The 6,211-nt window shown below is 52.9% G+C and carries 4 protein-coding genes; all 4 read right to left on the bottom strand.

Translation table 11 applies throughout. From position 1 onward, the window contains the following. Positions 1 to 23: 23 nt before the first annotated feature. Positions 24 to 1,913, bottom strand: coding sequence for a TIGR03960 family B12-binding radical SAM protein (locus tag COY37_RS08580; protein ID WP_286977222.1), 1,890 nt, complete (start codon positions 1,911 to 1,913; stop codon positions 24 to 26). Beyond that, positions 1,810 to 2,784 carry a hypothetical protein gene (locus tag COY37_RS08575; protein WP_286677596.1) on the bottom strand — a complete coding sequence of 325 codons (975 nt, stop codon included), beginning with the start codon at positions 2,782 to 2,784 and terminating at the stop codon, positions 1,810 to 1,812. Before COY37_RS08575 ends, COY37_RS08580 begins: the two co-directional genes overlap by 104 nt. A 291-nt stretch (positions 2,785 to 3,075) precedes the next feature. Then, the gene (gene rodA / locus COY37_RS08570) at positions 3,076 to 4,182 is read right to left on the bottom strand and encodes a rod shape-determining protein RodA (protein ID WP_286677597.1); all 1,107 of its coding nucleotides are present in this window, start codon (positions 4,180 to 4,182) and stop codon (positions 3,076 to 3,078) included. A 5-nt stretch (positions 4,183 to 4,187) separates the two neighbouring features. Beyond that, complete coding sequence (gene mrdA / locus COY37_RS08565; protein WP_286677598.1) at positions 4,188 to 6,095, bottom strand: penicillin-binding protein 2; 1,908 nt, start codon at positions 6,093 to 6,095, stop codon at positions 4,188 to 4,190. Between the last annotated feature and the right edge of the window lie 116 nt (positions 6,096 to 6,211).

Genomic DNA, 6,211 nt, shown 5'->3' with positions numbered 1-6,211 from the left:
AGCTAGCAATCCTGGTCATTCAGCTACTTGCCAAACAACAAATTCTCAGCATCCAAATTCGGGCACACTCCGCAGCCGGAGCATGCGCCGGTGCGGCAGTCTTCGGTTAGCTCGCCGGTGAGGGCGTTTTCGTATTCTGCTTTGAAGAACTCCTGCGTTGCGCCGGTATCAATATGGCGCCACGGCATGACCTCGTCAAGGTCTCGTTGCCTGGCCGCGTAGAAGTTTGGGTCAAGCCCCGCGTCTTCAAAAGCTTTCAGCCAGTTGTCGTAATTAAACTCCCCGGTCCATGCATCGAATTTACAGCCCGACCGCCAGGCCCGGTATATCACATCCGAGAGACGCCTGTCGCCACGGGCTATCGCGCCCTCGATTACGCTGGACTTGGCGTTGTGCCACTTAAGCGTGAGATGCCTTCCCCTAATCCTGTCGCCCAGAAACTTTTGCTTTGCCTCGAACTGCTCAAGCGTGTCCTGGCACACCCATTGAAACGGGGTGTCGGGTTTTGGTGCGAACGCCGATACGCTAACCGCCACCATCAGGCGGGATTTCGCCGATGCGTCGAGCGTTTGCAGCCCGACGTCCACGACCTTTTTAGCGAGATCGACGATGCCTTGCAAGTCGTCCTGCGTCTCGGTCGGAAGCCCGATCATAAAGTAGAGCTTTATCCTCTGCCACCCTTCTTGAAATGCTATTTTTGCGGTGTTGAGGATATCTTGCTCGGTGACGTTCTTGTTGATGACATCGCGCAAGCGCTGCGTGCCCGCTTCCGGGGCAAAGGTTAGGCCGGTTTTCTTGACTTTCGCAATTTCCTTTACCAACTGCACGGAGAACGCATCCACCCGAAGCGATGGCAACGATATCGATATTCCCTGCTCGGTATAGCGATCTGAAAGCTCTTTCAGCACGGGCGCGATCGACGTGTAATCGGTGCTGCTGAGCGACGACAGGGATACTTCTTCGTGCCCCGTGTTTTCAAGTATGGTGGCAATGCCCTCTACCACCTGGTCTTTTGTTCGCTCTCGAACCGGGCGGTAGATGATACCCGCCTGGCAGAAACGACACCCCCTGGTGCAGCCGCGCATGACCTCGACCGAGCAGCGGTCGTGCACTGCGTCCACAAACGGGACGATCGGTCGCGCCGGAACCGCTATTTTGCTGAAGTCTTTTACTATGCGCCGGGTCACGGCCGCCGGGGCGCCGTGTGAGGTTATAAGGCCTTTCACCAGGCCGCTATTCTCGTAGGCCACCTCGTAAAACGCGGGGATATAGATGCCCGGTACTTGTGAGAGCTTTTCGAGGAGGACGATTTTATCAGTGCCCCCGCTTTTCTTCCACCCTCCAAGGATATCGACCAGCTCGTGGATTAGCTCCTCGGCTTCACCGACAACAAAGGCGTCAAAAAACGCCGCCATCGGTTCGGGGTTGACCGTACCGGGTCCCCCGGCGATTACAATGGGATACGACAAGTCCCGGTCTTTTGCGAAAACCGGCAGGCCCGCAAGATCGAGCATATTGATAACGTTGGTATAGATGAGTTCATGCTGGAGCGTAAAGCCGAAGACGTCCAGATCGGAAACCGCGCTGTGTGTTTCTACGGTAAACAGCGGAATGCCGGATTCCCGCATCACGGTATCCATGTCGACCCAGGGCGCGTAGATGCGCTCGGCAAAGACATCCTCGCGCCGGTTGAGAATCTCGTAGAGTATCTGAAGGCCCATGTTGGGTAGGCCGACTTCATATGTGTCGGGATATGCTAATCCAAATCGCAGAAGGTCCTCGGAAATCTCCTTGTGAACCGAGTTAAGCTCATGATTTATGTACCGGCTCGGCTTCTCCACCTGTTGAAGTACCTGCTCTATGCGCGCCCAGAGATTTCTGCGTTTCGGCTCGCTTGCCGTTTGATGTTTCACCGTCTGTTTCTTCACCGTTTTCTATGTTCCCTTTCCAGGACTCAAAATATCGTTTCGCAAGCTGCCCCATCGCTATCGTTCCGCCGTAGGCGACACCGCCTTTTAGCGCCCAGCCGACTACCGGCATGGTGCCCACAATCTGCCGCGCGGCCTCTCTAAACGCGAAACCGCCGCCGACCACGGCCAGCACTTCATAAAGCCGCTTCACGCTGAGTTCTTGATTATACACCGCGGACAGCCTGAGTATCATCTTAATCTGGTTCATGGTTAAAAGAGGCATGTCGGCACCGGGGATAAAGACCGCTACGCCGATGAGCGCGTTTTGCTGCGCCGTCTTGGCGATAATACGCGATACCACCTCATCTTTAAATATCGGAACCGCCGCGCCAAGAGCGACTTCTTTATCACCGATCTTGCTTACGATTCGCGGTATCAGAGTGGTCTTGATTTTCCGAACATCCGAGAGCGGAACAAACGCAACGTCCTCCCCGCTGACCCGGAAAACATACGCCAGGTTATCTACTAACCATTCATTAATCTCACGGCCGGTTATGATGACGAGTTTCTTCTTCGCCATTAACGCCTGCTTGGCAATCTTATCCAATTCGTCTTTAAGCTTGCCCGTCGATATAACGACAAGCGCCAGATCGGCTGCCTTTAATTTAGCCTTTCTCGAAGCCTCATCCCGTACTTCACTGAGTCCGAAAACAACCTTATTCCCCTCATTGATCTGCAGTATTGATAATATCTCAGCCTCGACTTCAGGTTCAGCTAAAACCGCGATCTTAACCTCTTGCTCGACTTCCCCACGAACCGTTTTGAGAACCTTATTGATGTTTTTGACTTTCCTAAAATGATCGATATATGACATAGCTTTTCCGTTTTCTCCTTATTTTAAGGCATACAAATAAACTATCGGCTTGCCCCGGCTAATCGACACCCCAAAAGGCAGAAGCCAGGAGCCAGAATTCAGAATAAAACCTTCTTCTTACAGTAGCTTAGCTACACCTAGACGCTAATAAGTTGCAACCATGCGTACTGCACCCGAGATTCTTCGCTATCGCTCAGAATGACACCTAGCAATAGTCTTCCTTGCGGCCCACTCTAGACCTACACCAATTCGTAATTCGACATTCGCAATTCGAAATTCCTCTGCTCTCTATTATATATAACTTTTCAGGTAAATATTAAGAAGTATTCCAACGCTTACGAGATGTACGATAAGTGAGCTGTTTCCGTAGCTGATGAATGGTAGTGGGATACCGGTAATCGGCATAAGACCGATAGTCATACCGATGTTTACCATAATTTGGAATATCCAAAGCGAGACGATCCCGGCCGCAAGCAATGTCCCAAAGAGATTCTTCGAGAATGCGGCGGTTCGCAGGCCGCGCATTATCAAAATAAAGAACAAGAACAGCAGGACCGACGTGCCGATGAAGCCCCTTTCCTCGCCAATGACCGAGAATATAAAATCGGTGTGGCGCTCAGGTAAGAACTGCAGCCTGGTCTGCGTGCCGGAAAATAGTCCCTTCCCGGAGAATTGCCCTGAGCCTACCGCTATTTTTGATTGCAAAAGGTTGTATCCGGCACCACGGGGGTCGTTATCCGGGTTAACGAAAACGGTGAGCCTATCGACCTGATACGGTTTTACCAGATGGAACTGGATGGCGGCAAAACCCACGATGATACCCGCAAGGATAATAATTGCAAAGTGGCGTGCCGGAAAGCCGGCTACGAGCATCATCCCGAGTAGAATCGCCACGTAGCACATAGCCGTTCCGAGGTCGGGCTGGGCCAGTACCAGAAGTAGCGGCACGCCAATATGAAACAGTGAGGCGGCTAAATCCCGGATGCCTTCCAACTGTGTCCTGCGCAAGGCAAAAAAGCTCGCCAGAGTGATGATGAGCAGAAGCTTTGAGAACTCCGACGGTTGGAGCTGAAAAGACCCGATGTTTACCCAGCTCTTGGCGCCGTTAACGGTGTGCCCGATGAACGGCACGATAATGAGAATTGCAATGTTGAGCAGGTAGAGTGGAATCATATACCTCTTAAAACTGTTGTAATTGGAAAAGCTTGCAATAAGAAGGCCGATAAGCCCGATAACGATGCTGAGAACCTGCTTCTTCAGCAAGAAGTATGGGTCGCCTCCGCTCTGCGCACTTGCCTGGGTCGCGCTGAATACCGCGACCATCCCGTAGATGCAAAGAAGCAGTACGGTGACGACCATTGTTAGATCTACTCTGCGATTAATACTTAATAAATCCATGCTGATTACCTCGAAGTATCGGTGACGGTGCCCGGTCCTCTGTCTGCGATCCCAAGGGCCGTCGCAAGTATCTTGCGTGCCGCCGGGGCCGCGATCGAGCCGCCGTGCCCGCCTTGTTCTACCATTACTACGACCACGTACTTGGGCTCGTCCGCGGGCGCATAACAGGCAAACCAGGCAAAGTCCTGCTTGCCGCTTACTTGGGCGGTTCCGGTTTTACCGGCAACGCGTGCCGGAAATCCCGAGAAGGCGCCCTTCGCCGTACCCTGGCTTATTACCTGCTCAAGGGCCTGCTGAGTGAACGTGATAATATCCTTTCGGATCGGGACTTTACGCTTGTCCTCCGGTTTGAGCTTGAACTCGGTCTTTACGTTTTCATTCCATGATATCATCGCCTTGCCCACATGGGGGCGATAAAACATTCCGCCATTGGCAATAATCGAGTAGAGCGAAGCGACCTGAAGCGGCGATGTCAACAGGTCGCCCTGGCCTATCGCAAGGCTTACGGTATCTCCAGGATACCAGCGCTGATACGCGGGGTTGTTTTTATTAAAATTGCGCTTCCATTCTTTGTTCGGTACTCGGCCTCTCTTCTCCATAGGCATATCAATCCCGGTCAGAGAGCCAAAGCCCAGGACTTTAGACCAGTATTGCAAACGCTCCTCGCCCTGTTTGTAGAATTTGTTGCCCAGGATATAAAACACGGTATCGCAGGACTGGGCGACTCCGGCGGTAAGGCCCAGTGTGCCGTGGCCGGAGTGATCCCAGCACCACCTGGCCCAGTCCTTCCCTAACCCGGTCCACTTACCGCTGCAAACAAATGTCTCGCTAGGCGACGTTAACCCGTCGGCAAGCGCACCCATTAGGGTGACCGGCTTAAAGGCGGAGCCGGGTGGGTATGACATCAATGCCCTGTTGTTAAGCGGATAGTTGTTTTTCTTATCGATAAGCTCCGCCCAATTCTTTTTGGAGATGCCGCCGATGAAAAGCTCCGGATTATATGTCGGATAGCTGGACATCGCTATGATTTCGCCGTTTCGTGGGTCCATCACGACCGCCGCTCCGGCATCCGCCCGCGCGCCCCGATCGGCTTTACCGGTCCTGTGCGCCCGGTCGATCGCGTCCTTTAACGCCTGCTCGGTTACTTTTTGAATGTTGAGATCGACGGTGAGCATAAGGTTATGCCCCGGAATCGGATCCTGGCTTTTTATCACGCTAAGCGGCCTGCCCGAGGCATTCACCTCGACCTGCTGGCTCCCCTTCTGTCCCCTCAGGAGGCCCTCAAAGGTGCTCTCGACACCGGATTGTCCGATAATATCGCCCGGAGAAAAGTCGCCGATGCTCTTAAGTTTCGAGACCTGGGCATCGGAAATCTCACCCATATACCCAAACACGTGCGCCCCGAGATTGCCGAACGGGTAGCCGCGGATGGACTCGGTGATGACATCCACCCCGGGAAGCTCCATCTGGTGCTCCTCGATATAGGCGAGCGTCTTGTCGTCTACATCGCGCATGATAACTCTCGGTTTCAACGGGTCGGACCGTTTCTCCGCGAGTCTCTCCTTGATATCACCAACCGACATCTTCAGGATTTTTGCGAGCTTGCCTATGATCTGGGGATGTTTGTCCGCAACCGGCGGCGACAGCGAGACCCCGATACTCGGGCGGTTGTTAACGAGCACCTTGCCGTTGCGATCGTAGATAAGCCCGCGCGGTGCCTCGATCGGGATGACCCGGATGTAGTTACCCTCGGCAAGCTCCATATATTTCTGCCCGCCCATGACCTGCAAGAACCAGAGCCTGCTCAACAAGACGACAAAGATACCTATCGCGATAAACGTAAGCACGATCAACCTTGGCCGCACATCTTCGGGCTTTATGTTTTTATCTAATGTCGAATCGACTAATTTCATATCAAACCACTTCTTAAGGAGTCAGAAGACAGGAGCCAGAATAAAACCTTCTTCTTAGAATAGTTTATCTACGCCTAGTGCCAGAACACCATAATTATTGTGTCATTCTGAGCGGA

It is taken from the genome of Candidatus Aquicultor secundus (assembly GCF_002791875.1).
GTDB lineage: Bacteria > Actinomycetota > Aquicultoria > Aquicultorales > Aquicultoraceae > Aquicultor_A > Aquicultor_A secundus.
The sequence above is the reverse complement of the archived record's forward strand: the minus strand, read 5'-3'. Positions and strand labels throughout refer to the sequence as shown.